Consider the following 25,163-nt stretch of genomic DNA (forward strand, 5'->3'; position numbering starts at 1 on the left):
GCCCAGGATCAGCACACGGGGTTCACCACCGCCAAACCAGCGGACATGCGGTCACACGGAGACTGACCTCGATCATCGCGTCGACAGTCATACGGACACCTTCTCAGGCGGCTCCTCGCTCAACCGTTCCGTCTTGGTCCAGCTGTTGCGGCGCGCGACCACCCGGAACAGCGCCCGCCAGGTCGCGACGACACCGAGCACCAGGAAGCCCGGATAGAGCAGGCCCGCGAGCAGACAGCGGTGCAGCGGTTCCTCACCGAGCCGCAGCCGGTGCACGATCGCCCACACCACCCCCGGCACCAGCAACACGGCCACACCGATCAAGGCGGCACCGGGCAACGCCGAGGGCGGTGCGATCAGGCCGCCCAGCGTGACCCCCGACCAGGAAGCGACGAGCGTGCCCACGAACAACAAGGAAACGGCCAACGACAACGGCACGGTCAACCACGGGGTCACGAGATAGGCGAGGAAATCCAGGAGACCGATACTGCCCACATGCCGTGAAGCCAGCAATTCCCGCAAATGTCTCGCACATTGCAAATTGCCTTGTGCCCATCGCGTGCGTTGCCGGAGCAACCGGCGCAGATCGACCAGACCCTGTTGCGTGACCCACGCCGATTTCACGTAACGCATCCGGATACCGGCGACGTGCAGCCGCAGCCCGAGTTCGAGATCCTCGACCAGGCAGTCGGACCACGGGGCCGGGTCGAAGCGGCGCAGCACGCCGAGTCTCGTGAATTGCCCGTTTCCGCCCATTCCGACACTGCCCGCGAGATCGCGCAGGCTTTGGGACGCGTCGGCGACCGCACCGAACTCCAGATCCTGCAGCAGGGCGAGCACACTGCGCCGATTGTGGATCCGCACCCGGCATTGCACGGCGCCGACGCCGCGGTCGCCGAACACGTCGGCCACCTCACGCAGCATTCCCGGGCTGCCCCGCCCGTCGCCGTCGATGATGCCGACGATCGTGCGCACCACACTCCCCTCGGCTTCGCACAGCCGGAGGATGTAGCGGTAGCCGGCGTTCAACGCCTCGCCTTTACCCTTCCGCGCATGCGGGAGCTCACGGCGCAGGACGTGCAGACGCGGGTCGCTCACCTCGCGGAGGACGGCGGGCGTTCCGTCGTCCGAGCCGTCGTCGATCACCAGGACCCGTACCGGATTCCGTTCCGTGCCAAGCGAAAGCGCGTTCCGGACGGTGTTGCCGACCACGCGTTCCTCGTTGAGCGCCGGGATGACGATCCAGAACTCCAGCCCCTCACCGCGCGCCGCGACCGACCGGCGCGGACGCCCGGTGCGCCAGGCGAACGCCGCGAGCAGGAGATTGTGCGCCGGCCACCACAGGAGCAACAGCATCATGGTCGCGGCGAAGGCCGGGTTCGCCATCAGTCCTTCAGGCGAAGATGCAGCGAACGCGCCATGAGGAGCACCGCGACCACCCCGATCACGAGCGCGAGCACGGTGCTCACCGTCGCACCCGCCATGGTCGCGCCGATTCCGAGCGCGGAAACCTTGACCGGGCCCATCGGCACCATCGACATGTCTTTTCCTCCGGGCGGCGGGCACCACAAACATCTACTCACAGTTTTCAAACGGCGAGTCGAGGGTCACCCTGGTAAGCGATATTCAGCCTTTCGAGTGGGTACGTTACCCCGTCTGTGTTAACGTTCGGGAGCGACGGATCCCCCATAAAGGTGACCATCAGTTAGTGATCCTCGCCTCACCCACCACTCTCTCGTGACTTCACCGACGAATTCACGCCGTACCAAAGCGCGACCCCGGAAGAAGGACCAGGTGCGTAACGCACAGAACGAGACCGACGTCATGCCCGAAATCTGGCTCGTCGTGGGAACCCGGCCGGAGGCCGTGAAGCTGGCTCCGGTGGCCAGGGCATTGGCTTCCGGCGGGCGGATGCGGCCCGTACTCATCGCCACCGGGCAGCATCCGGAAATGGTCGGCCAGGCCTTGGCGACCTTCAGATTGACGGCCGATGAAAATCTGACCTTGAATCGGCGAACGGGTTCCCAGCCGGAACTCCTTTCCGGGCTTCTCACCGGTTTGGAAGAAGTGGCCGATCGGCGGCCGCCCGCCGCCGTGATCGTCCAGGGCGACACGACGACCACCTTGGCCGGGGCGCTCATCGCGTTCTGGCGCCGCGTCCCCGTGGTGCATCTGGAAGCCGGCCTCCGCTCGTTCGACCTCGGTGCCCCGTTCCCCGAGGAGCTCAACCGGAAACTGGTGACCCAGGCGGCCGCGCTCCACCTCGCCCCGACTCCCGACGCGGCCGCGAACCTGCTGGCCGAAGGGGTACCCGAGGAGAACGTGCTCGTCGCCGGGAACACCGTCGTCGACGCGATCCTCACGGTGACGGACGGTTCCACCACCGTGCACGATCCGGAATTGGCGACACTGCTGGAAAACGCGACCCGCGGCGCGGTCAAACTGATGCTGGTCACCCTCCACCGCCGCGAATCCTGGGGCGAGCCGATGCGCCGGGTCCTGCGCGCGGTGGCCCACTTGACGGCCGTGGATCCGGAACTGCGGGTGGTGCTTCCCGCGCATCCGAACCCGGAGGTGCGCGATCTCGTCCGTGCGGAACTGGCGGACACGCCGGGCGCGCTGATCACCGGTTCGCTGCCGTATCCCGAACTGGCGGCGACCTTGGCCGCCAGCACCCTCGTGCTCTCGGATTCCGGCGGCATCCAGGAAGAGGCCCCGACCTTCGGCGTCCCGGTGCTGGTGCTGCGCGACGTCACAGAGCGCATGGAGGCCGTGAATGCGGGCTGCGCCCTGCTCGTCGGCACGGATTACGACAAGATCGTCTCGACCGCGAAGCATCTGCTGAACGACCCGGCGGCGCGCACGCGGATGATGAGCAGTGGCAACCCGTTCGGTGACGGCGCCGCCGCCGAACGGACGGAGCAGGCGCTCGCGCATCGCCTCGGTCTGGCCGCCGATCCGCCCGCCCCCTTCCGGCCCGCCGCCAAGAACGAACCGGCCGAGGTCTGACCCGATGACGAAGGACAACGGCGGGCAGCGCTTTCGCCTGCCCGCTTGGTTCCGGCTGGCCGTCGTCGCGGTCGTCGTGGTCACGGTCACCGTGGTCGTCCTGGTGCACGTCACGAAGGCGGACCCGGTCACGGCGTCGCCTGCCGCGCCTCCGGTGTCCCTCGCCGATCGCCTTCCCGGGGCGGGAAAGGCGGGGCTGCCCGGCCCCGGCGGGGATCCGGCCAGGAAGACCCTCGTGCTCTACGACGACGGGCGTAAGAAGGACGGGAGCGTGTCCCCGCCCGATGAGGTCCGGACGGCCGAGGCGTACGCGATGTTCACGGCGAACCTGGTTTCCCGTGGCACCGCTTGGGAATTGCGGCCCGCCGCCGACTACCGGCCGCGGCAGGCGGACACCTTCCAGGCGGTCGTGTACGTCGGTTCGGTCTCCGACGCGGCGCTGCCGAAGGCGCTCCTGAACGACGTCGCGGCCGCGCGTGTCCCCGTGGTCTGGATCGGTGCCAACATCTGGCAGCTGCGCGCCGACGCGGGCTGGCGTGCGGAGGGCTACCGCGACGACAACCCCACCACCGTCACCTACAAAGGCACTCCGCTGCGCCGCGATCCCCGTTCCGGCACCGGGGTCGTCGCGATCGACGTCCGTGATCGGACACGGGTCCAGATCCTGGCCGAGGCGAGCACTCCAGTCGGTAAGCCGTCGCCCTGGGCTGTCCAATCTGGACAGTTGACATACGTGGCCGAAGTGCCGTACGCCTACGCCGGAGCGCAGGACCGTTACCTCGCCGCGGCCGACATCCTGCTCGGCGCGCTGTCGCCCCAAGCGCCGGACCGGCACCGCGCGCTGATCCGGCTCGAAGACGTCGGCCCCCGGACGAAACCGGAAGAGCTGCGCCGGGTCACGGATTTCCTCGTCCAGGAGAAGATCCCGTTCTCGCTCGCGGTGTATCCGTACTACTCGGATCCCCAGGGCCGGGCCAACGACGGTGTCCCGACGTCCGCGCGGCTGGTGGACTCGCCGGAGCTCGTCGCCGTGCTCAAGGAGGCCGTCCAGTCGGGCGCGACGCTCGTCATGCACGGCTATAGCCACCAGAGTGACAGCGGCCCGAACCCGTACGACGGGGTCAGCGCGAGCGATTTCGAGTTCTACAAGTCCAGTGTGGACGGTGCCGGGGCGGTACGGCTGGACGGCCCGATGCCCGAGGATTCCGCTCAGTGGTTCGACGACCGCGTCGCGACCGGGCTCGGCGAGTTCCGGCGCGTGGGCCTCCCGGAGCCGACGCTGTTCGAGTTCCCGCACTACGGCGGTTCGGCCGTGGACTATCAACGGGTCACCGAGATCTTCCAGGCACGTTACGATCGCGGCAGTTACTACACGGGCTTCTGCCCCGGCGGGCGATGCGGTTCGACGGCCACCGCCACCACGGAACAGGTGTACGGCCAGTTCTTCCCGTACCCGGTGCGCGACGTCTACGGCGCGAACGTGGTCCCCGAGAACATCGGCAACGTGGCGCCCGTCGCGTTCAACCAGCACGACTCCCGTACCGCCGTCGACATGCTCGCCGACGCGCAGAGCGCGCTCGTCGTCCGCGACAACGTCGCGAGCTTCTTCTACCACCCGTTCCTGGGCGAGGGTGGCCTGCGGGATCTGGTGAACTCGTTGCGGGCGCTGGGGTACCGCTTCGCGAAACCCACGGAGATCCTCGACGGCTGAGCATAGGATCGGCTCATGCTCGAGAACCTGCTGACGCCGGAGACCAGGACCGATCCGTACCCGTTCTACCGTCAGGTCTTCGACCGCGGGCCGGTCTTCGCGGCCGCCGGCGGGTTCTTCGTGGTCAGCGGGTTCGAAGAGGCGGCCGCCCTGCTCAAGAACCCCGCGTTCGGCCATGGGGAGCCGGAGGTTCTGCCCGATCCGCACGAGAACGAGCCGGTGGACGAGCAGGGCCGGGTGGTCCGGTCGTTCCTCGCGCTCGACCCGCCCGATCACACGCGGCTGCGGCGGCTGGTCTCCAAGGCGTTCACGCCGAGGATGATCGAGCAGCTCGCCCCGAGGATCGAAGAACTGGCGAAGGAACTCGTGGCGAAAGCGCTCGAAATGGGCGAATTCGACCTGATGACCGAGGTCGCGAAGCCGCTGCCGGTCGTCGTCATCAGCGAGATGCTCGGCGTGCCCCTCGCCGACCGCGAGCGTTTCGAGGGGTGGTCGCACGCCATGGGACGCGCACTCGACCCGTCCTTCCTGATCGCGAAAGAGACCGTCGCGGCGGCCGTCGCGGCCCGGCGCGAGTTCGTCGCCTACTTCCGTGAGCTGGCGAAGGAACGACGGAAGCGGCCGACCGGCGACCTGTTCTCCGATCTGGTGTCGGTCTCCGACGAGGGCGACAGGCTCAGCGAAGGCGAACTGGTGATCACCGCGATGCTCCTGCTGGTCGCCGGGCACGAGACGACGACCAACCTGATCGGCAACGGGATCCTCGCGCTGCTGAACCATCCGGAGCAGCACCGGAAACTGACCGAGGACCGCTCGAAGATCCCGAACGCGGTCGAGGAGATGCTCCGGTACGACTCCCCCGTCCAGCTGACGACCCGGCTCGCCCTGCGAGACACGATGATCGGTGACGAGTCCGTCGGCGAAGGCGCCCAGGCGGTCGTCCTGCTGGGAGCGGCCAACCGCGACCCGCGCACGCACGGGAACCCGGACCGCTTCGACGTGGATCGCCCCTCGCCGAGGCATCTCGCGCTGGGACAGGGCATCCACTTCTGTCTCGGCGCCCCGCTCGCGCGGATGGAGGGCCGGATCCTGTTCGAGGCGCTACTCGGCGCCGGCCGCGCCTTCGGCCGGACCGCCGATCCGGTCTGGGTGAAGCAGGTGACGCTGCGCGGCCTCGAAAGCCTGCGGCTCGGATTCGCCTGACGGGTCAGGACCGGGGTGTAGCGAGCGTGGTGGGCCGGGACCGGCCCCGCAAGGTGACGTCCTCCGTCGCCTTCCACTGCGCGGCCTCGGCTTCCGCGGCCGACTCGATCGCCGTCCACGAAGCGAGCAGCCGGGCTTCGACGTTCTTCGCCAGCTCGGTGAGCCGGGCCGCTTCGTTCACCGGATCGCCGATCACCGTGTACTCGAACCGCCGCGGGTCGCCGACGTTCCCGGCGACCACCTCACCCGTCGCCACGCCGATCCCGGCCGGGCATTCCGGCACCTCCGCGGCCAGCCTGCGCGCGATCGCCCGGCCGGCGGAAAGCGCGAGGGTCGCGTGGTCCTCCAGCCGCACCGGCGCGCCGAAGATGGCGAGCGCGGCATCGCCGACGAACTTGTTGACCAGCCCGTGGTTGCGGTCGACCTCGTCGACCACCACCGCGAAGAACCGGTTCAGCAGGCCGACGACCTCCTCGGGCGGACGGCTCGCGGCCAGCGCGGTCGAGCCGATGAGGTCGACGAACAGCACCGACACCGTCCGCACCGTGCCACCGAGTTCGGCCGAGGTGCGCATCGCCTCGCTCGCGACGTCCTCGCCGACATGCCTGCCGAACAGGTCCCGCAAACGTTCGCGTTCGGCGAGACCGGCGGCCATCCCGTTGAAACCCGCTTGCAGCAGACCGAGTTCGGTGCCGTCGTAGACCGGGATCTCCACGGTGAAGTCACCGGCACGGACCCGGCCCAGCGCGTGCTGCACCGACCGGATCGGGTTCACCACGGCGCGCGCGGTGAACACCGTCACCAGCAGCCCGAAGACCAGCACCACCAGCCCGAGGGCGATCACCGAGATGGCGAGCTTCGTCGTCGACACGTCGCCGCGCGCCCACGCCAGCACCGCCGTGACCACCAGTCCCGCCACCGGCACCCCTGTGCCGAGGCACCAGAACAGCAGCATCCGCAGGTTCACGCCGCCGCTGAGCGGCCGCGACGGCAAGGTGCCGGACAACGCCAGCGCCGCGTACGGCCGCAGGATGAGTTCCCCCGCCAGGTAGGCGATCGCGCAGACGACCACCCCCGCGAACGCGACGACGAGCAGTTCGGTGAGCACGACCCGCGGCTGCACCAGCGCGGCCAGCACGCCGAACACCACGGTCGCGATTCCCCACAACACCGCCTGGACCAGCGTCAGGCGCAACGGCACCCGGAGGCTCGACACACGCTCTTCGTCGGTCGGCGTCCGGCCCTCGGCCGCCCACCGCAACGTCCGCAGCGCGCCGCGGGTGCCCCACAGCGCACCCACCACCACGGCGGAGACCACGTAGACCGGTACCGCGATCGCGGTCACCCGGATGAGATCACCGGACATACCGGGAGCGGGCATGAGCAGGGCCGCCAGCCCGACCACGACCAGCGCACCGATGACGTTGGTCGCGATCAGCGTCCCGGTGAGCAGCCCCTGGACGCGACGGCGCAACACGGCCGGGTCCTGGTCGAGCGGGCCGAGCAGCCAGGAGCCGAACGGCCCCTGCCCGCGGCCCCGAACAGAGGAGTCGTTGTCTGATCGCACCCGTGTCCCGCCGTTCACCCCGGTTGAGTGAACGACTGTACACCGAAAGGGCCGTGGCCGTCAGCGGACGGTGCCGGAGCCGATCAGCGTGGTGGCGTCGAGTTCGGTCACCCCTTCGGCGCGCAAGGACTCGAGATAGCGCTCGCGCACCCGCTTGACGACGTCGGGCTCCAGGCCGTCGAGTAGTCCCCGGAACCCGGAGCCGATGACGACCAGCCAGGCGATCTCCGGCGTCATGGTCAGCCGCAGTTCGTTGACCACGACGTCCACATCGGACAGATTCCGCTCGGAAAGCCAATCGGCATAAGGGCCGGCCTGATCGATGCGATCGATCAGGCTCGGGTCGCGCTCCGACGGCGGCCCGGATTCGGTCACCGCCGCGACCGCGCGGCCGAGATGACGGCCCGCGGCCACCATGGACCCGCCGCGCCAGATCGTGAACACGGCCCGGCCGCCGGAGCGGGCCCTGGCGATCAGCCGCTCGGTCCCGTCCGTCATGTCGGGGAAGAAGAAGATGCCGAGGGCGGACTGCACGACGTCGTAGCCGTCGGTGTCCCACGCCGTCGCGTCGGCTTCGTGCGCGCGCAACTGCGGCAAGCCGGCCGAAAGACGGCGCAACTCGCCGATCATCGGACCGGAGAGGTCGATGGCGTCCACCACCCCCTCGGCACCGACCGCGTGCGCCGCCGGAATCGCCGAAGCCCCGGTGCCGCAGCAGGCGTCGAGGACACGGTCTCCCTCGGCGAGCCCGGCGGCGGCCACCGTGGCCGCACCGATCGGCTCCCACAGGTACCGCCCGAGCGCGGCGAAATCGGCGGCGGCCGCGTCGAAGGCGCGCTGGGTTCCCACTTTGCGAGAAGACATGCCGCGACGATATCCATTTCACGGATCGAGCTCGCGCCGAGACCGATCCGGCGCGCCCGCGGCTCCGAATACCGGATATGGATCAAGGAGACCTCGTCCCGGACTTCACCCTGCCCGACGACACCGGCCGGGACCGCACGCTGTCGGAGTTCCTGGCCACCGGCCCGGTCGTGCTGTTCTTCTACCCCGCCGCGATGACCGGGGGCTGCACCGCCGAGAGCTGCCACTTCCGCGATCTGGCCGGGGAGTTCCGCGAGGTCGGCGCCCACCGCGTCGGGATCAGCCCGGACGGGATCACCAAGCAGCGGGAATTCTCCACCTTGCACGGCTTCGACTACCCCCTCCTGTCCGATGTGGAGGGAGAAGTGGCCAGACTCTTCGGTGTCTGGCGCCGGTTCAGCCCGCTGCACGCCAAGCGGCGCACCTTCGTGATCGACACCGATCGCCGGATCCTCGCGGTGATCAAGAGCGAGCTGAAATTCGACGTCCACGCTGACAAGGCGCTCACGACCCTGCGGGAGCGGACTCCCCGCGCCTGACTCCGGTCACGAGCCGGGAAAGCGCGGCCGTGCCGTCGAAAAGCGCCCGCGAGCGGGCCGTGATCCCGGCGTCCCTGGCGGAAAGGGCGGAAGCGACATCCTCCAGCCGCCGGGATCGCCGCAGTTCCGGCATCAGCGCGCGCAGGGGCGCGACGCGGTAGCCGGCCAGCCGCAGCTGATGCACGATCCGCGCGTCCCGCACCTGGGACGGCGTGTAGCGCCGCGTTCCCCGTTGGTCGCGGCCGGGCACGACGAGCCGTTCCGTATCCCAGTGCCGCAGGGTCGACGGGCGCACGCCGAGCGCCGACGCGATTTCGGAGACGCTCATCGAGTCCGAGCCTCGCACGTCTTCGATCGGTTCCCCGGAGATCACCCGGACGGCTTCCCTGGCGTCCCGGAGATCCGCGCGTTCGGCGTCGAGCCCGGCGTGGGCCGCGTCGAGGCGCGCGAGGACCTCGGGGAACGGAGCCCGGTGCACGGCGCGGACGATCTTCTTGGCCTCGACCGGCCCCACCGCGGCGGCGAGCGCGCGGTAGGCCAGCGCGGACCGGAGGTGGATCTCGCCGTAGCTCCGGTAGCCCGAAGCCGTCCTCGACGCCGCCGGGAGCACGCCGTCGCGTTCGAGGTTGCGCACCTGCTGGACGGAGTACCCCGCCAGGCGGGCGACCTCCGCCGTACGCATCGATTTGAGACTTGACACCTTCGCTCCGTCGAAAACGCGCTCGAACCCTCCATAAGCACTTTAATGCCACGCTTGAGCACATGACCATCGAAGAGATCATCGGCCTCGTCTCGGGCCTCGACGGCGTCCTGACCCTCACCCCGGGGCCGGGTGACGACTGGCCGGAGCTCAGCTGGGGCGACGCGTTCTTCTACTACTCCCCCGACGGCGTCGTCCCGACCAACGTCCAGCCCTTCGCGACCATCGTGACCAAGAACTACCCCGGCGACGAGACCTCGCGGCTGGACCGCCCGGACACGTTCCGCGTGAACATCCACGCCGGCAAGAAAGAGTTCGCCCGCGGTCTCGGCCAGAACCCCGACGACACCGACACCCTGATCGCCCACCCCGTGTACGGGAACGCGGGCTGGCTGGCGGTCGTGAACCCGGCGTCGAACACCGAAACGGCCACCCGCGAGCTGCTCGAGACGGCTTATCGGCTGGCTCGCGCCCGTTACGAGCGGCGGGCGGAGTCCTCGCGCGACCGGTAGACCGAATATCGTGGGGCGGTGGGCCGGAACCTTCGAACCCGTGAGCGGCTCAGGCCGGTCGACCTCGCGCGCGAGCACGGCCTGTCCGCTCAGGCGGTCCGCAATTACGAGGCGGACGGCATCCTCCCCACCGCCGAACGCGGCCCGCAGGGCTATCGCACGTACACGTCAGTGCACGCGCAAGCCCTGCGCGCGTTCCTCGCCCTCGTGCCGGGGCACGGCCACGCGACGGCGGCCTCGATCATGCGGGCCGTCAATCAGAACCAGGTCGAGGAGGCGCTCCGGCTCGTCGACGAAAGCCACGCGCAACTGCTCGACGACCGCCGCACCCTCCAGGCCGTCACGGCCGCGCTCCGCGATCTCGAACCCGTGCCGCAGGAGCGGGGCGACCTGTTCATCGGCCCGCTGTCCCGGAAACTCGGCGTCCGGCCCGCCACCCTGCGCGAGTGGGAGCGCGCGGGCCTTCTCCGCCCCGAACGCGATCCGAGGACGGGTTACCGCGTCTACAACGCGGCCGACGTACGCGACGCGAAGCTGACCCATCAGCTCAGGCGGGGCGGCTACCTCCTGGAGCGGATCGCGCCGGTGCTCGACCAGGTCCGCTCGGCGGGCGGCGTCGTTCCGCTCGAGTCGACGCTGCGCGACTGGCACGCCCGGCTCGCGGCGAGAGGACGCGCCCTGCTCTCCGGTGCCGCCGCGCTGGACGCCTACCTCGCTGACACTTTTGGGACAATGACACTCCCGCGCAATTGAATACGCAGGCAATTCGCGTTTTCCGCATACGAAAGTAGGTCCGTGATCACGGATCCTACTTTCGGCGCTACGACATGCCGTGCGGGCGCTCGTACTGTGCGTCACGTCGAGATGAACCGCCCGGTCCCCTGCGCTTTCCGAACATATTCCGGCGGTTCGTCGTTCCCTCCTTATCGAAGGAAATTCGCATGCGAATTCGCGGACCCGTCATGCTCACCCTGTTCAGCGTCTGCGCCGGAATCGGCGCGCTCGCCGTCCCGGCGACCGCCGCGCCGGTCACCGCCTACGACCAGACGATGCTCGAGACGCTCGCCGCCCAGCTCAAGGTCAGCCCGCTTCAGGCCGCCCAGAAGCTGGACCAAGAGAAGAACCTGATCGCGTCGCTGGACAGCGTCAGAAATCGTGGCCTCCACACCGACGGCGCGTACTTCGACAACGCGGGCGCCCTCGTGGTGAACGCCGACGCCGGTTCCGCGAAGGAGCTTCGTTCGGCCGGGCTGACCCCGCGTACCGGCGCCCGCGGCGAGAACGCGCTGAACGCCCTGTCCGCCAAGGTCGGCACGGTGATCGGCAAGGACGTCACCCAGGTCCAGTCCTGGGGTCCGGAACTCGCGGCCGACCAGGTCGTCGTCACCGTGCAGCCGGGTGCCGACAGCGCCCTCGTCCGCCGGCTCACCGCCATCCCGGGTGTCGCGGTCCAGACCGGTGTCGCCAACGGGAACACCACGCAGGCCGACGTCATCCCCGGCCAGATCATGGACCTCGTTCCCGGCACCAACTGCTCGCTCGGCTTCCCCGGCACCACCAGCAGCGGCAACAACGTGATGCTCACCGCCGGACACTGCGTCGAAGGCAACCCGGACATCCTGAACCGCAGCGGCGTCCACATCGGCCGCGGCGTGGCCACCCAGTTCCCGTCGGCCGACATGGGCCTGATGGACATCGACGCCGAGGACACCGGCCGCGGCTACGTGGACACCCGCATGGGCACCACGGTGCGGATCACCGGCAGCTCGAAGGCGCCGGTCGGCACCACGCTGTGCAAGGCGGGCAACACCACCGGCTGGACCTGCGGCAAGATCACCGCGTACAACCAGACCGTGCGCTACAGCGGCGAAAGCGTCGCCACCACCGGGCTCGCGAAGTCGACCGTCTGCACCGAGGGCGGTGACAGCGGCGGCGCCTACATCGCGGGCAACACCGCGCAGGGCATGACCTCCGGCGGCCCCGCCGACGGCCACGACTGCGGCTGGAACCAGGGTGCCAACGCCACCGGTTCGTACTCGTACTACCAGCCCGTCGTGGACGCGGCGAACAAGTACGGCGTCACGCTGACCCGTTCCTGACGAACGAAACGACGATGCCGGGGAGCCACCGCTCCCCGGCATCGTCGTTCGCTAGGAACTCAGGATCTGCTCCCGCAGGATGTCCGCGTGGCCGCCGTGCTGAGCGAGCTCACGCAGCATGTGCAGGTACACCCAGCGCAGCGGGAGCGGGCCGCGCCGGTTCCCGTGGAGCAGGTCGTCCAGATCGAGGGCGGCCGCCGCCTTGCGGGACACCTCGCAGGCTTCGCGGTACGCCTGCCGCACGGAGGCGATCGTGTCCTCCTCGGTGAGGATGAACGATTCGTCGGGCGTCTCGGGGAGGCCGAGCTCGGTCCGCGGGCGGCACGTGATGCCTTCGACGAACCACACCTTTTCCACGAAGGTCGCGTGCTTCACCAGGCCGAGCAGGGTCGTGCGGGACGGGACGAGCGAGCGGCGGGCCTGCTCCTCGGTCAACCCTTCCAAGGACTCGTCGAGAACACGGCGGTGCTCGTCGAGGAAGACCTCGAACTGCTCGCGGAACGGATGGTTGAGGACCTCGAGGGTGGACATGCGCGAAGCATCGCAAAGGTTCTCGATCTCGGGCAAACTACTTCAGGAAACCGATCAGCTCGGCGCTCACGAACGCCGGATTCTCCTCGGCGAGCCAATGTCCCGCCTTCGGCACCTCGACCGCGCGGGCCAGGTTCGCGACGCGGGGCGCCAAAGTGGCCTTCTGCGGTTCGAGCAGCCCCTCGGCGGTCATCAGCAAAGTCGGGGTGGTGATGGGTTTCGCGCCGGCGTTCGCGGTCGCGCGTCCTGTCCGAGCGTCCGGTAGAGCTCGAAGCCGCCGTGCAGGACCTCCGGCCTGGTGTAGGTGCGGGCGTACTCGTCGATCTCGGCGTCGTCGAACGGCGACGGCGCGCCGGGGCCGCCGAAGGCCGTCCCCGCGTAGGCGACCTGGGGATAGAACAGGGACAGGTACTCGCGCACGTCGTCGCCCACGACGGCTTCGGGAACCGTCTTCTGCGAGTGGAACGCGATGTGCCAGCTCAGGTTCCGGTAGGCCGTCGCGTCGAGCGCGGGCCCCGGCAGCGGCAGATCGAGATAGGCGAGTTTGGTGAGATCGCCGGGGAATTGCGCGGCGTACTGGAAGGCGACGGCGGCGCCAAGGTCGTGACCGGCGATCCGCGCGTCGCGCAGGCCCAGCCGTCCGGCGACGAGGCCGTGCACGTAACGCGCGAGGGTCGCCTTGTCGTAGCTGGGCGGCGAGCCGTCGCTGTCGCCGAGACCGGGCAGGTCGAGGGCGTACACCGTGAAGTGTTCGGCCAGCGCGGGCATGACCCGGTGCCAGCCGTACCAGGTCTGCGGCCAGCCGTGCAGCAGCACGAGCGGGGCGCCCTTGCCGCCGGTGACGTAATGCATCTTCACCCCGTCGACGTCGGCGAACTCGTGCCGGAATCCAGGGGGCGGCGCGGCGACGGCCGGGGGTGAACCGCAGGCCGTCAGCAGGACGAGGGCCGCGACGAACGCGGCGGCTCGGTGGAACATGGGGATCTCCGTTTCAGCGCCCGGTGGCGCCATCGATCAGTTCGCGCAGAATGTCGGCATGTCCCGCGTGCCGCGCGGTCTCCTCGATCAGGTGGGTCAGGGTCCAGCGCCGGGATGCCCGGCGGGGTCCCGGCACGGCGAGGTCGTCCCAGGAGGCGATCTCGTCGTTCACCTCGGCGACGGTTTCCCGGTAGGCGGCCAGAATCGACGCCGTCGTGTCGTCAGGGCCCGGGTGGAACGTCGCCTTCCAATCGGCGACGCGGTGGCCGAGTAGCCAATGCCGTTCCACCTGGGTCAGGTGGTTGACCAGGCCCAGCAGGTTCGTGCCGGACGGCACCCCGGGCATGCGGGCGCGATCCTCCGGCACGCCTTCGGCCTTGGCCATCACGGCGGCGCGGAGATAGTCGAGGAACCCGGTGAGCACGTCTTTTTCCCCGGGGCCGGTCGACGGCGGTCCGGTGTCGCGTTTCCGGCTCATCGCCCGGCCCGCCGGAGGATCAGGATGTGGTCGACGACCGTCGCGGTCCGGCCCGCCGGACCGGTGGCCAGGCGTTCGGCCGCCTCCGCGCGCTCGATCGACCAGACCGCCGGGTCGAGGTCCAGTCCGGCCGCCACCTCGCCGGGGGTGGCGAATTCGGCGTCCTGATCCCAGGACCACGGCGCGGCGGAACCGTGGTCGACGACGACCAGCCGCCCGCCGGGATTCACCGAGCCCGCGGCGGTGCGCAGCACCCGCGCCCGGTCCAGTTCGAAGGGCGTGTGGAAGTACTGCGCGGACACCAGGTCGAAGGTGCCCTCGGGGAAGTCTTCGGCGAGGTCGACGCGGAGCGCCGTGATCGGCTCGCCGCGTGCTTGGAGCGAGCGCACGGCCGCGCCGGAGATGTCGACCGCGGTCACCCGCCAGCCTCGGGCGGCAAGCCACAGCGCGTCTCCCCCGGCCCCGCAGCCGAGGTCGAGCGCGGTGCCCGAAGTCAGCGGGCCCGCGATCTCGGCCAGTCTCGCGTTCACCTCCGGCGTCCCGGCGGCCCGCCGTTCGTGGAGTTCGTCCCAGAATTTCGTAGCGCTCATGATCGCCACCTTCGCCGCCCGGCCGCCGGTTTGGCACGAAAACTTGCCGACCTGGCAAGATCGAGGGCATGGACGAGACGGACGAGGTGCTCGACGCGGTCGGCCCCCGGCTGCGCGCGCTGCGCAAACACCGCGGCCTGACCCTCGCCGAGCTGTCGGCGGCGACCGGGATCTCCGAAAGCACCTTGTCACGGCTGGAAAGCGGCGGGCGGCGGCCGACGCTCGAACTGCTGCTCCCGCTCGCCCGGGTACACGGCGTACCGCTCGACGATCTCGTCGGCGCTCCCCGGACCGGTGATCCGAGGATCCATCTCCAGCCGATCCACCGCCACGGTATGACGTTCCTGCCGCTCACCCGGCGCGCGGGCGGGGTGCAGGCGTTCAAGATGCTCATCCCGGGCCGGGACACGCCGGCGGAGCCCACGCCGCAGACCCACGGCGGCTACGAATGGGTTTATGTCCTCAATGGACGGTTGCGGCTGGTGGTCGGCGACCGTGACCTGATCCTCCCGCCCGGCGAGGCCGCCGAATTCGACACCGCGCTGCCGCATTGGCTCGGCTCGGCCGACGGGCACGCCGTCGAAACCCTCGTCCTGTTCGGGCCGCAAGGCGAACGCGCGCACGTGCGGGCGCGTTAAAGCCAGTCGTGTTCGCGGGCGTACCTGGCGGCCTCGTGCCGGGTCTGCGTCTGGGTCTTCTGCATGGCGTTCGAGAGATAGTTGCGCACGGTGCCCTGCGCGAGGTGGAGCCGTCCGGCGATCTCGGCGACCGAATAGCCCTCGCCGGTCACCCGCAACACCTCCAGCTCCCGCTCGGTGAGCGGACAGTCGTCGACGACGGCGAGCGCGGAGACGTCCGGATCGATCCAGCGTTTGCCCTGGTGCAGCGTGTCGATGACGAACGTGATGTGCGACGGGTCGGCGGCCTTGCTGACGAAGCCCTGGACGCCGAGCTTGAGGGCCTTGCGTAGCACACCCGGTTTCGCGTGCCGGGTCAGCATGAGGATGACCTGGTCCGGCCGGGTGCGCCGGATCTCCGCGACCGCCCCGAGCCCGTCCACGCCGGGCATTTCGAGGTCGATGACGAGGACGTCGGGCTCGTGCCGCAAGGTGGCCTCGACGGCTTCTTCGCCGTTCTCCGCCTCGGCCAGGACGGTGATCTCGCCTTCGAGCGGGAGCAACGCGGCCATCGCCTTGCGCAGCAGGGCTTCGTCGTCGGCGAGCACCACCGTGGTCATCGTTCCTCCAGGGCCGGGAAGGACGCCGCAGTCACGAACCGGCCGTCTTCCTGTTCCACCGTCAGTTCACCGCCGTCGGCGACGACGCGTTGTCCGAGCGCGGCCAGCCCGCGGAGTTCGGGCAGCGGCGTTCGCTGGGCGCCGTCGTTGACGATACTGATGCTCCATTCCGACAGGGTGATCCGCACGCGGGTCGCCTGCGCGTGGCGCAGGATGTTGGTCGTGGTCTCGCGCAGGACCTGGCCGAGCAGCCTGCCCGCCGCCGGATCGACGTCCGCCTCCCGGTCGACGCGCACGCGGATCCCCGCTGCCTCGAAGAGGTTCCTCGCGTTCTCCAGTTCGGCGGAGAGGTTGAGCCGGCGCTGGGCGTAGGCGAGTTCCTTCGTCTGGGTGATCGTGTCGGCCACGAGCGCGTGGATCTCCCCCAGCTCCTGTTTGGCCCGCTCGGCGTCGATGTCCACCAGCTTCCTGGCCAGCGCGGTCTTGAGCTTCACCACGTGCAGCGTGTGGCCCTGGATGTCGTGCAGATCGCTCGCGAACCGGACGCGTTCCCTGATCACCGCCAGCTCCGCTTCCCGCTCGCGCGACTCCTCGAGTTCCTTGACGACGTCGTAGAACCGCTTGTTGGGGAACATCAGCCCGAGCACGACGGCGGTGATCGCGGCGGGCACGAACACGAAAGTGACCAGCTCACCGGACACATCCTCATGCGAGACCAGCAGTCTCGACGCGCCCACCGCGGCGATGTAGACGACGAGCGCGACTGCCGCCGCGATCCGATGCCGTGGCAATTGCGGGACGACCAGCGAGCCGACGAGGAAGACACCGAAGAACGCCGAACTGCCGCCGACGAGCAGCACCGAAAACGGCCACACGGCCGCCGTGATCACCAGGCACGGGATCGCGACACGCAGGACCTCGCCCGCAGCCCAGCGCACGAAGGCGACCAAGGCCGCCAGCACCCCCACGCTCAGGACCACCGCGTGCCACCAGGTCCGCGAGTCCGAGGCGACCACGATCACCCCGCCGACGACGAGCAGCGGGACGAACATCGTGAGGTTCAGCTTGCGCAGCTGCCCCTTCGCCGGCTCGGTGTCCACATCAGACATGAGTCCAGTATCGGCGCTCCGGCGACGGGACGACAGTGACACCACGTCATGGTTTCCTCGTGACGTGGCCGCACTGGCCGGGACGCGTCCTGGCGGCTGGGATCGAGATATGACAGCGATCGACGTTGACCGTCTGAACGTGAAATACGGCGACTTCCACGCCGTGAAGGATCTGTCCTTCCAGGTCCGGCAAGGCGAGTTCTACGCCCTGCTGGGCACGAACGGGGCCGGGAAGACCTCGACCTTGGAAACCCTGGAAGGACACCGGGATCCGACGTCGGGCACCGTCCGGGTGCTCGGGAAGAGCCCGCGGGACCGCGCCGCCGTCCGCCCCGAGATGGGGGTCATGTTGCAGGAGAGCGGTTTCTCACCGGATCTGACGGTGAAGGAATCGATTCGCCTGATCGGGGCCCTGACCCGGCGCACGGACCGGCTCGAACGCGTGCTCGGCATCGTGGACCTGACCCGCAAAGCGGACACGAAGGTGTCGCAGCTTTCCGGTGGCGAGAAGCGGCGGCTCGATTTCGCGACCGCGGTGTACGGCTCGCCGCGGCTGGTGTTCCTGGACGAGCCCACCACCGGCCTGGACATCCAGTCGCGGGACGCGCTCTGGGACGCGGTCGACAACCTGCGTGAGGACGGCTCGACGATCGTGCTCACCACGCACTACCTGGAAGAGGCACAGCAGCGCGCCGACCGCATCGGCCTGATGCACCGGGGGACGTTCCACCGGGAGGGCACGGTCGCCGAACTGACGCGGACGCTGCCGTCGGTGATCCGGTTCTCGCTTCCGCCGTCGGCCCCGGCGCTGCCGGTGCAGGGCAAGCGCGAGCACGACGGGAAGTTCGTCATCGAGACCTTCGGGCTGCAGAAGGACCTGCACACCCTGCTCCGGTGGGCCCAGGATCACGCGATCGAGCTACCTGACCTCGAAGCCGGACCGACCCGGCTCGACGACGTCTTCCGCGCCATCGAAAACGACTGAAGGACTGAGTTGTCATGCTCTCGATAGCCCGCAGCGAATTGATCCAGATCTTCCGGAACCGGTCGGTCCTGATCACCAGTTTCGTGATGCCCCTCGCGATCTCCGCGTTCTTCGTCTACCAGCACGAGGTCTTCGCCGAGATCGGCAGTCTCGGCTACATCGCGGCGATCGTGATGTTCACCGTCTGCGCGTTCGGTCTCTACACCAGCGCGGTGACCACGCTGGCCTCGCGACGGCAGAACCTGTTCTTGAAGCGACTGCGCTCCACCGCGGCCGGTGACGCGTCCATCCTGGCCGGGCTGGTGCTGCCGGTCACCGTCATCTCCCTCGTCCAGGTGGCCGTGATCATGACCGTGCTGGGCGCGGTCACGGACACGCCCGCCAACGTCGGCCTGCTGGTGGCGGCGGTGCTGGCCAGCGTCGCCATGATGATCGGCCTCGGCCTGGCCACCGCGGGTCTGACCAACTCCCCCGAACACGCGCAGGTGACCACCCTGCCGGTCAGCCTCGGCGTGATCGCCGTGGCCAGCTGGGTCGGCATCTCCGGCACCGACGAGTTGACGCTGCTCAAGCGGCTGCTGCCCGGCGGCTCGGCCACCGAACTCGCCGTCAACGCCTGGAACGGCGGTGTGGCTCTCACCGATTCGCTGCTCCTGCTCGCCCCGACCCTCGCTTGGGTCGTCGTCGCCGTGGTCCTCGCGACGCGGCTCTTCCGGTGGGAGCCGCGCCGATGACCGTCCGAAGTGGAGCGAAACTCGGTCTCGTTCTCGTCGCCGCTCTGGTGACCACGGCGACCCCGGCGCTCGCGTCGGCGGCACCGCCGCCGAAATGGGGACCGTGCCCCGAAGAGGCGGCCGGCCTCGGTCTGGAATGCGGCACCGTCCAGGTCCCGCTGGACTACCGGAATCCGGACGGGAAGACCATCGAGATCGCGATCTCGCGCCTGGCGAGCACGCGGCCGGATAAGCGCCGCGGTGTGTTGCTGACCAATACGGGTGGCCCCGGCGGCGAAGGGCTCGCTTATCCCGCCACCCTCAAGAAGCTGAACATCCCGCAGGAGGTGCTGGACGGTTACGACGTCATCGGGATGGACCCGCGAGGTGTCCACAACAGCACTCCGGTGACCTGCGGACTGTCCCCCGCCGAGCATCCGACCAACATCCCGAGGTACGCCCGGGACTCGGCCGACGTCACGACCGAGGCCCAGCGGGTCGCCGCCGTCGCCGCGAAATGCGGTTCCTCCGCCACCGCGCCGCTCCTTCCGTACATGACCACCGCCAACACCGCCCGCGACATGGACCGCGTGCGCGAGGCGCTCGGCGAGCGGAAGGTGAACTACTTCGGCATCTCGTACGGCACCTACCTCGGCTCGGTGTACACGTCGCTGTTCCCCGAGCGCAGTGACCGGTTCCTGATCGACAGCGCGACCGGCCCCGGCGGCTGGGACGCGTCCTTCTCGCGGCTGTTCGGGCGAGGCGTCGAAGACCGCTTCCCGGATTTCGCCAAGTTCGCCGCTTCGAAGCCCGAGTACGGCTTGGGCAGGACCCCGGCACAGGTGAGGGCGAAGTACTTCGAGCTGGCCGCGCGGCTGGACAGGACACCGAGCCCGGACGGCTACAACGGCCAGGTGTTCCGTCACGTCACGTTCGCCGATCTCTACTACGACAAGAGCCTGCCGCATCTGGCCGAGACGTGGCGCGCGCTCGACACCGGGAAACCCGTGCCGACTTCGGCCGTCGCGGGCTATCCGTCGGACAACTACATCGCGAGCCAGCTGCACGTGATCTGCAACGACTCCGACTGGCCGGAGGACGTCGGCACTTATCGGCGCAACGTCGCGATCGACCGGTTCCGGCACCCGCTGTTCGGCGCGGCCGCCGCGAACGTCACGCCGTGCGCTTTCTGGCCGTCCGAGCCGATCGAGCCGCCGGTGAAAATCACCGATCGTGGCCCGTCGAACGTGCTGATCGTGCAGAACCTCCGCGACCCGGCGACACCGCTGGCGGGGGCACGGAAGCTGCGTGAGGCGTTCGGCGAGCGCGCCAGGATGGTCACCGTCGACCAAGGCGGTCATCTGGCGTACCTGTTCAAGGACAACAAATGTGCGAACGACCTCGCGACGGAGTTCCTGGTGCGCGGGACGCGGCACGATTTCGCCTGCTGATCCGGTGTCACGGGCGGCAGATCCGGTCGGCGGGGAGCCGTCCGCTCAGCAGGTAGTCCCGCACCGCCGCGTCGACACACGCGTCACCCTTCAAGAAGACGGAATGGCGGTAGGCGCCTTCCACCGTCACCAGGCTCGATCCGGCGAGCGCTCTGCGCATGGCGAGCTGTCCCGCGTAGGGCGTCGCCGGGTCGCCGGTCGAGCCGAGGAGCAGCGCCGGCGCGGTGTTGTGGATCCGGGTGGCGGGTTCGGCGGGAGCCACGGGCCAGAACGCGCACGGGGTGATGTTGCGGGCCAGCGGGCCGAAGAGGGGCTCGGCGGCGCGATGCTCCTGGATGTCCCGGTAGTAGGTCATCGGATCGCGGTCGGCCGCGCGATCGGCGCAGACGACCGGTGTCCCGGCCCGGTCGGTCGCGGAACCGGACCCCGTCGTCAGGCCGTCGAGAAGCGTGCTCAACGCGGGCGACGGAGTGGCGGGCAGACCGGCCGCGGCGGCACGGAGAGTCCGCACGGTGGCGGTGAACTCAGCCTGCGAAGCGGGCCTGTCGTCATAGAGGTGCGCGAAGAACAGATACGGCACCGTGTGACCGTCCACTGTGTACTTCCCGACCGCCAACGGCCTCCGCTCGGCCGAGCGCGCGATGTCCCGCACGGTCGCCAGGACCTGGTCGGCTGTCTCTCCCAGCCCCTGGGCGGTCCGTGCCCAGTTCCGCAGCGCGGCGTCGAGCGACGGCGCGGTCGGGCGGAGCAGGCCGGGCCCGTACGCCTCGGGATCCACCGCCGAGTCGAGCACGAACCGGTCGGCCCGCGAGCCGAACATCTGGAGGTACACCGCGCCGAGGTACGTCCCGTAGGAGGCGCCGATGTAGGAGATCTTCCGCTCGCCGAGTGCCTCGCGGACCAGGTCCATGTCCCGTGCGGTGTTGCGGGTCGATGCTGCCCTCAACAACGCGGGGTCGTTGCCCGCACAACCGCGCGCCAGCTCTTTCGCGAGGGCCACGCTCTCACCGAACGTCTTCAGGTCGGGCCCGGCCGAGCGGGTGAACGTGTCGGTTTTCCAGTCGCACCGCAGCGGCGAACTGCGTCCGACGAACCGCGGATCCATGCCGACGAGGTCGTACCGCGCGGCGATCTCCGGCATCAGCGTGCCCGCCAGGGCCAGTTCCCTCGCCGGACCACCCGGCCCTCCGGGGTTGAGCAACACCACGCCGCGGCGGCGCGCGGGATCGGTGGCCTTCATCCGCGCCAGCGCGAGGGTGATCCGGCGCCCGTGCGGACGGCGGTAGTCGACCGGCACCGCGACGTCGGTGCACTGCGCGCCCGCCTTGTCCAGCTCGACGCCCACACTGTCACCGGGGCCGCTCGCGCAACCGTGCCAGGTGATCGACGGGGCCGCGGCGGCGGTCGCCGGTGTCAACGCGGCGGTGACGAGCAGTGCCACCAGGACGGCTGTTCTCCTTGGCAACGCGAACTCCCTTGTGTCGAAGGAAACTTCTGAGTGCAGGTTAGGGAGCCGGGTTGTGCGGGGGCGTCCGTCTGCGGTTGGAGGTGGCTAGCCCGCTGGGGGGCTTTTTTCTTGCGGCAGGTCCTGACGTTACGGTCACCGGGCATGCCGAGGGGCCCGTCGCCTGGGTGGCTGGCGGGCTCCTCGGTGTTCAGACGTGATGCAGGGTGTTGCGCCGGGGTTGTCGGAGCGGATCCGTGTACTGGGGTGGGATGAACTCCGGTAACCCATCGGCGGCCATCCGTACTGCCCAATCACCGTGATGAATCAACCGATGATGAAAACCACAGAGCAGCACGAGATTCCGGAGATCTGTCGGTCCGCCCTCTGCCCAGTGCTCAATATGATGAGCGTGGCAGTTCTTGGGCTTCCGATGACATCCCGGGAACGCGCAGCCACCGTCACGGATGTTCAGTGCTCGGCGTTGGCCGGGTGTGACGAACCGTCTCAGGCGACCCATATCGAGGGGTTCACCTGAGGTGCCCATGACGACCGGCAGCATGAGGCAGTCGCAGGCGGCGAGTCGGGCTTCGCGGGCGGTCATCGTGCCGACGAAGTCGAGGCAGGCGGTGCCGAGGCCGGATTTGAGTTCCTCGAGTCCGATGGTGACGTGCACCAAGGTCCGGTAGCCGCTGGTTCCCGGCTGGTCGGGGCAGGCGATGGCCATGTCCAGGAGCTCGGCCCAGGCGTCTCCCATGCGTTCGCACTTCATCCGTAGATCCGCCTGGCCGAACTCATCGACGGGGCGGGGCTGCGCATGTGCCTCCAAAGCGGCGGCGGTGCGGGCGCCGGTCTCGTCGTCGAGGAGGCCGGTGAGTTTCCAGAAGCCGTCTTTGCGGCGTTCCAGTGTGATTTCCCGGCGTGGTTCTTTGGGCTCGGGGTCCTTCGGCTCGTTGCCGTCGGGGTTGAGCCAGCCCATCAGTTTCGTCTCGGCCTTGGAGAGTTGCCGGGGTCCGGCGTTCGGGGCCAGCTCGGCCAGGATCTTCTCCGCGCTCGCCCGATCCTCAGCAGACGTGTCGGCGGGGAGGTTTTTCAGGATCTCCAGGATCTGATCGATCCGCTCGTCACTGACCAGTCCCTGGGCGGCGACCGCGGCAGTGGCGGGCGCGACAGGCGGAACTTCGGTGCCGTCCAGAGCGCGGGTGGGGTTCAGGGCGATCGCCCGTTTCACCACCGCGCCCGCTTCGCCGCGCGACAGCCCGGCCATCTCCGCGAACCAGCTCGCCGTACTTCCATGCCCGTATAAGTCTTTGATGCCCCGATTCTCGATCTCCGCCAGAAACTGCCCCAACCCAGCAGTGGCCATGCGAATCACCTGCAAGAACTGCTGCACGCCATGCGCAAGCTCCAGCTTGCCAGCGCGCCACAGCTCCTGCGGCAGTTCGGGGAGGAAGGTCTCGGACACGACTCCATAATACCGCAATTCGTCGAACACGTGTTCGTAATTTTAAGCAACAAGCCAAACTGCACGAACAACACCGAAGGGTGAAACAGTCGCCAACGCCGAATCACCCTTAGCGACTCACATTTAGTCGACTAAACGCGAAGCCCCTCCGCAATTAGCCGACTAAATGCGACCCTAAAGACCAAGCGCCCCGGACCGAGGAAAACCCGGCCCGGGGCGACCCCCAGTATCACCCCAAGATCAGCGGTCGCGTTCCTTGGCGAACAAGGACTTCGACCACACATACCCGACCACCGAGAGCAGAACGCACCAGCCGATCGCGAGCCAGCCGCTACTGCCGATCGGAGTCCCGAGCAGCAGGCCGCGAATGGTCTCGATGACCGGAGTGAACGGCTGGTAGTCGGCGAACCAGCGCAGCCAAGCGGGCATCGAATCCGTGGGCACGAAGCCGCTGCCGAGGAACGGCAGCAACATGAAGATCATGGGCGTGTTGCTCGCCGTTTCCACGCTCTTGGCCGCCAGGCCCAGCGCCACCGAAAGCCAGGTGAGCGCGATGGTCAGCAGCAACAGCACGCCGACGACGGCGAACCATTCGCCGACGCCCGCCGTCGGGGAGAAGCCGATGAGCAGCGTGACCCCGAAGACCACGGCGAGCGCGAACGCCGTTTGGATGAGCGCGCCGACGACGTGCCCGGTCAGCACCGAGGCCTTGCTGATCGCCATCGTGCGGAACCGCGCGATGATGCCCTCGGTCATGTCCGTCGCCACCGAGATCGCGGTGCCGAGAGCGGCGCTGCACACGGTGACGAGCAGGATGGCGGGCGTGACGTAGCCGACGTACTCGGCTCTGCCGCCTCCGCCGCCGAGACCGTTCCCTAGCGTGCCGCCGAAAACGTAGACGAACAGCAGCAGGAACACGATCGGCTGGCCGATCAGCATGATGGTGAGCGACGGATACCGTTGCATATGCCGGATGTTGCGGCGCAGCATGGTCGTCGAGTCGCGCACCGAAAGGGAAAGGGTGCTCATCGGGCCATCTCCTTGGTCGCTTCGGTCCGGTGACCGGTGAGGCTGAGGAACACGTCGTCGAGGTCCGGCGTGTGCACGGTCAGGCTGTCGACGGCGACGGCCTCGTCGTCGAGCCGGTCCAGGACGGCGCGCAGGGCGGCGACGGTGCCGTCGGTCGGCACGCGGAGCGCCAGAGCTTCGTCGTCCGAAGTGGACACTCGAAGCACACGGGTCGCGTCACGCAACGAGACCGCGTCGGGGAACTTCAGTTGCATGTGCCCGCCGGGCACGCGCCGCTTCAGTTCGTCGGGCGTGCCGAGTGCGACGATCCGGCCGCCGTCGAGTACGGCGACCCGGTCGGCGAGCTGATCCGCCTCCTCCAGGTACTGCGTGGTGAGGAAGATCGTCACACCGCCGTCGACGAGGTCGCGGATGATCTGCCACATCGTGCGGCGGCTGCGCGGGTCGAGGCCGGTGGTCGGTTCGTCGAGGAAGATGACCTTGGGGTCGCCGATCAGGGTCATCGCCAGGTCGAGTTTGCGGCGCATACCGCCCGAGAAGGTGGACGGCGTCTTCTTCGCGGCGTCGGTCAGCTCGAAGCGTTCCAGGAGTTCGGCGGCGCGCCTGCGGCCCTCGCGGCGCGGCAGATGGTGCAGATCCGCCATCAGGAACAGGTTCTCCTCACCGGTGAGCAGATTGTCCACCGCGGAGAACTGCCCGGTGAGCCCGATCGAGGCACGGACACCGTCCGGGTCGGTGGCCAGATCGGCTCCGGCGATGGTCGCGCCGCCGGCGTCCGGAGTGACCAAAGTGGACAGGATGTTGACCGTGGTGGTCTTGCCCGCGCCGTTGGGGCCGAGCAACGAGAAGACCGTGCCCGCCGGGACATGCAGGTCGATACCGTCCAGGACGACCTTGTCGCCGTAGGACTTGCGCAGTCCGGTCGCGGAAATGGCCGGGTTTCGCATGA

The 25,163-nt window shown here is 68.9% G+C and carries 25 protein-coding genes and 1 pseudogene; 11 read left to right on the forward strand and 15 right to left on the reverse strand.

Annotation, left to right across the window (positions count from 1 at the left end; translation table 11 throughout):
- Window positions 1-87: 87 nt before the first annotated feature.
- Together DMC61_RS10345 and DMC61_RS41390 are read right to left on the reverse strand one after the other, a co-directional pair.
- Window positions 88-1,386, reverse strand: coding sequence for a glycosyltransferase family 2 protein (locus DMC61_RS10345; protein ID WP_125688757.1), 1,299 nt, complete (start codon window positions 1,384-1,386; stop codon window positions 88-90).
- Entirely contained in the window at window positions 1,386-1,541 is a 156-nt protein-coding gene (locus DMC61_RS41390) for a hypothetical protein (RefSeq protein WP_199749952.1), read from the reverse strand. The genes DMC61_RS10345 and DMC61_RS41390 overlap by 1 nt, the downstream gene beginning before the upstream one ends.
- Window positions 1,542-1,794: 253 nt before the next feature.
- On the opposite strand from DMC61_RS41390, the gene wecB reads away from it, so the two are divergent.
- Genes wecB through DMC61_RS10360 form a run of 3 tightly spaced genes read left to right on the forward strand, consistent with a single transcriptional unit; the run spans window position 1,795 to window position 5,923 of the window.
- Window positions 1,795-3,009: a non-hydrolyzing UDP-N-acetylglucosamine 2-epimerase gene (gene wecB / locus DMC61_RS10350; protein ID WP_125688759.1), complete on the forward strand. Its 1,215-nt coding sequence runs from the start codon at window positions 1,795-1,797 to the stop codon at window positions 3,007-3,009.
- A 4-nt stretch (window positions 3,010-3,013) separates the two neighbouring features.
- Entirely contained in the window at window positions 3,014-4,720 is a 1,707-nt protein-coding gene (locus tag DMC61_RS10355; RefSeq protein WP_125688761.1) for a DUF2334 domain-containing protein, read from the forward strand.
- A 15-nt stretch (window positions 4,721-4,735) separates the two neighbouring features.
- Window positions 4,736-5,923, forward strand: a complete 1,188-nt coding sequence (locus DMC61_RS10360; protein ID WP_125688763.1) for a cytochrome P450 — start codon at window positions 4,736-4,738, stop codon at window positions 5,921-5,923.
- 4 nt (window positions 5,924-5,927) lie between these two features.
- Here the strand turns inward: DMC61_RS10360 and DMC61_RS10365 are convergent, their stop codons facing one another.
- Both DMC61_RS10365 and DMC61_RS10370 read right to left on the reverse strand, forming a co-directional pair.
- Window positions 5,928-7,490 (reverse strand): adenylate/guanylate cyclase domain-containing protein, encoded by a 1,563-nt coding sequence (locus DMC61_RS10365; RefSeq protein ID WP_125688765.1) that lies wholly within the window; start codon window positions 7,488-7,490, stop codon window positions 5,928-5,930.
- A gap of 60 nt (window positions 7,491-7,550) precedes the next feature.
- Complete coding sequence (locus tag DMC61_RS10370) at window positions 7,551-8,354, reverse strand: trans-aconitate 2-methyltransferase (protein WP_125688767.1); 804 nt, start codon at window positions 8,352-8,354, stop codon at window positions 7,551-7,553.
- A 77-nt stretch (window positions 8,355-8,431) separates the two neighbouring features.
- Between DMC61_RS10370 and DMC61_RS10375 the strand changes: the two genes are divergently transcribed.
- Window positions 8,432-8,893, forward strand: coding sequence for a peroxiredoxin (locus tag DMC61_RS10375; RefSeq protein WP_125688769.1), 462 nt, complete (start codon window positions 8,432-8,434; stop codon window positions 8,891-8,893).
- Here the strand turns inward: DMC61_RS10375 and DMC61_RS10380 are convergent.
- A complete protein-coding gene (locus tag DMC61_RS10380) occupies window positions 8,859-9,575 on the reverse strand; it encodes a MerR family transcriptional regulator (RefSeq protein ID WP_125688771.1) in 717 nt (238 codons plus the stop codon). The two genes, DMC61_RS10375 and DMC61_RS10380, sit on opposite strands and share 35 nt — an antisense overlap.
- An 80-nt stretch (window positions 9,576-9,655) precedes the next feature.
- Between DMC61_RS10380 and DMC61_RS10385 the strand changes: the two genes are divergently transcribed.
- The 3 genes from DMC61_RS10385 (at window position 9,656) to DMC61_RS10395 (ending at window position 12,204) form a co-directional block, all read left to right on the forward strand.
- Entirely contained in the window at window positions 9,656-10,105 is a 450-nt protein-coding gene (locus tag DMC61_RS10385; protein ID WP_125688773.1) for a DUF6194 family protein, read from the forward strand.
- 18 nt (window positions 10,106-10,123) lie between these two features.
- The gene (locus tag DMC61_RS10390; protein WP_125688775.1) at window positions 10,124-10,858 is read left to right on the forward strand and encodes a TioE family transcriptional regulator; all 735 of its coding nucleotides are present in this window, start codon (window positions 10,124-10,126) and stop codon (window positions 10,856-10,858) included.
- A 188-nt stretch (window positions 10,859-11,046) separates the two neighbouring features.
- The gene (locus tag DMC61_RS10395) at window positions 11,047-12,204 is read left to right on the forward strand and encodes a S1 family peptidase (protein WP_125688777.1); all 1,158 of its coding nucleotides are present in this window, start codon (window positions 11,047-11,049) and stop codon (window positions 12,202-12,204) included.
- A gap of 51 nt (window positions 12,205-12,255) precedes the next feature.
- Here the strand turns inward: DMC61_RS10395 and DMC61_RS10400 are convergent, their stop codons facing one another.
- The 4 genes and pseudogenes from DMC61_RS10400 to DMC61_RS10415 all read right to left on the reverse strand — a co-directional run bounded on the left by DMC61_RS10400 (window position 12,256) and on the right by DMC61_RS10415 (window position 14,781).
- A complete protein-coding gene (locus DMC61_RS10400; protein ID WP_125688779.1) occupies window positions 12,256-12,735 on the reverse strand; it encodes a DinB family protein in 480 nt (159 codons plus the stop codon).
- A gap of 37 nt (window positions 12,736-12,772) precedes the next feature.
- Window positions 12,773-13,713: pseudogene (locus DMC61_RS10405) on the reverse strand (alpha/beta fold hydrolase).
- A 13-nt stretch (window positions 13,714-13,726) separates the two neighbouring features.
- Entirely contained in the window at window positions 13,727-14,191 is a 465-nt protein-coding gene (locus tag DMC61_RS10410) for a DinB family protein (protein ID WP_125688781.1), read from the reverse strand.
- On the reverse strand, window positions 14,188-14,781 hold the full coding sequence (locus DMC61_RS10415; protein WP_125688783.1) for a bifunctional 2-polyprenyl-6-hydroxyphenol methylase/3-demethylubiquinol 3-O-methyltransferase UbiG: 594 nt from the start codon (window positions 14,779-14,781) through the stop codon (window positions 14,188-14,190). Before DMC61_RS10415 ends, DMC61_RS10410 begins: the two co-directional genes overlap by 4 nt.
- Window positions 14,782-14,849: 68 nt before the next feature.
- Between DMC61_RS10415 and DMC61_RS10420 the strand changes: the two genes are divergently transcribed.
- Window positions 14,850-15,419 (forward strand): helix-turn-helix domain-containing protein, encoded by a 570-nt coding sequence (locus DMC61_RS10420; protein ID WP_125688785.1) that lies wholly within the window; start codon window positions 14,850-14,852, stop codon window positions 15,417-15,419.
- On the opposite strand, the gene DMC61_RS10425 is transcribed toward DMC61_RS10420, so the two are convergent.
- Together DMC61_RS10425 and DMC61_RS10430 are read right to left on the reverse strand one after the other, a co-directional pair.
- Entirely contained in the window at window positions 15,416-16,018 is a 603-nt protein-coding gene (locus DMC61_RS10425) for a response regulator transcription factor (RefSeq protein ID WP_125688787.1), read from the reverse strand. The genes DMC61_RS10420 and DMC61_RS10425 overlap by 4 nt on opposite strands.
- Window positions 16,015-17,118, reverse strand: a complete 1,104-nt coding sequence (locus tag DMC61_RS10430) for a sensor histidine kinase (protein ID WP_125689405.1) — start codon at window positions 17,116-17,118, stop codon at window positions 16,015-16,017. The genes DMC61_RS10425 and DMC61_RS10430 overlap by 4 nt, the downstream gene beginning before the upstream one ends.
- Before the next feature lie 118 nt (window positions 17,119-17,236).
- Between DMC61_RS10430 and DMC61_RS10435 the strand changes: the two genes are divergently transcribed.
- Genes DMC61_RS10435 through DMC61_RS10445 form a run of 3 tightly spaced genes read left to right on the forward strand, consistent with a single transcriptional unit; the run spans window position 17,237 to window position 20,276 of the window.
- Entirely contained in the window at window positions 17,237-18,112 is an 876-nt protein-coding gene (locus DMC61_RS10435; protein ID WP_125688789.1) for an ABC transporter ATP-binding protein, read from the forward strand.
- Between the two features lie 14 nt (window positions 18,113-18,126).
- On the forward strand, window positions 18,127-18,846 hold the full coding sequence (locus DMC61_RS10440; RefSeq protein ID WP_125688791.1) for an ABC transporter permease: 720 nt from the start codon (window positions 18,127-18,129) through the stop codon (window positions 18,844-18,846).
- Window positions 18,843-20,276 (forward strand): alpha/beta hydrolase, encoded by a 1,434-nt coding sequence (locus tag DMC61_RS10445; RefSeq protein WP_125688793.1) that lies wholly within the window; start codon window positions 18,843-18,845, stop codon window positions 20,274-20,276. The genes DMC61_RS10440 and DMC61_RS10445 overlap by 4 nt, the downstream gene beginning before the upstream one ends.
- 7 nt (window positions 20,277-20,283) lie before the next feature.
- Here the strand turns inward: DMC61_RS10445 and DMC61_RS10450 are convergent, their stop codons facing one another.
- From DMC61_RS10450 to DMC61_RS10465, 4 genes are all read right to left on the reverse strand, one after another.
- Complete coding sequence (locus tag DMC61_RS10450) at window positions 20,284-21,741, reverse strand: alpha/beta hydrolase (RefSeq protein ID WP_233594752.1); 1,458 nt, start codon at window positions 21,739-21,741, stop codon at window positions 20,284-20,286.
- Window positions 21,742-21,931: 190 nt separating this feature from the next.
- Window positions 21,932-23,185 (reverse strand): HNH endonuclease signature motif containing protein, encoded by a 1,254-nt coding sequence (locus tag DMC61_RS10455; protein WP_125688795.1) that lies wholly within the window; start codon window positions 23,183-23,185, stop codon window positions 21,932-21,934.
- 240 nt (window positions 23,186-23,425) lie between these two features.
- Window positions 23,426-24,214, reverse strand: coding sequence for an ABC transporter permease (locus tag DMC61_RS10460; protein WP_125688797.1), 789 nt, complete (start codon window positions 24,212-24,214; stop codon window positions 23,426-23,428).
- Window positions 24,211-25,161, reverse strand: a complete 951-nt coding sequence (locus DMC61_RS10465) for an ATP-binding cassette domain-containing protein (protein ID WP_125688799.1) — start codon at window positions 25,159-25,161, stop codon at window positions 24,211-24,213. Before DMC61_RS10465 ends, DMC61_RS10460 begins: the two co-directional genes overlap by 4 nt.
- Window positions 25,162-25,163 lie beyond the last annotated feature (2 nt).

It is taken from the genome of Amycolatopsis sp. WAC 04169 (assembly GCF_003947535.1).
GTDB classification, from domain to species: domain Bacteria; phylum Actinomycetota; class Actinomycetes; order Mycobacteriales; family Pseudonocardiaceae; genus Amycolatopsis; species Amycolatopsis keratiniphila.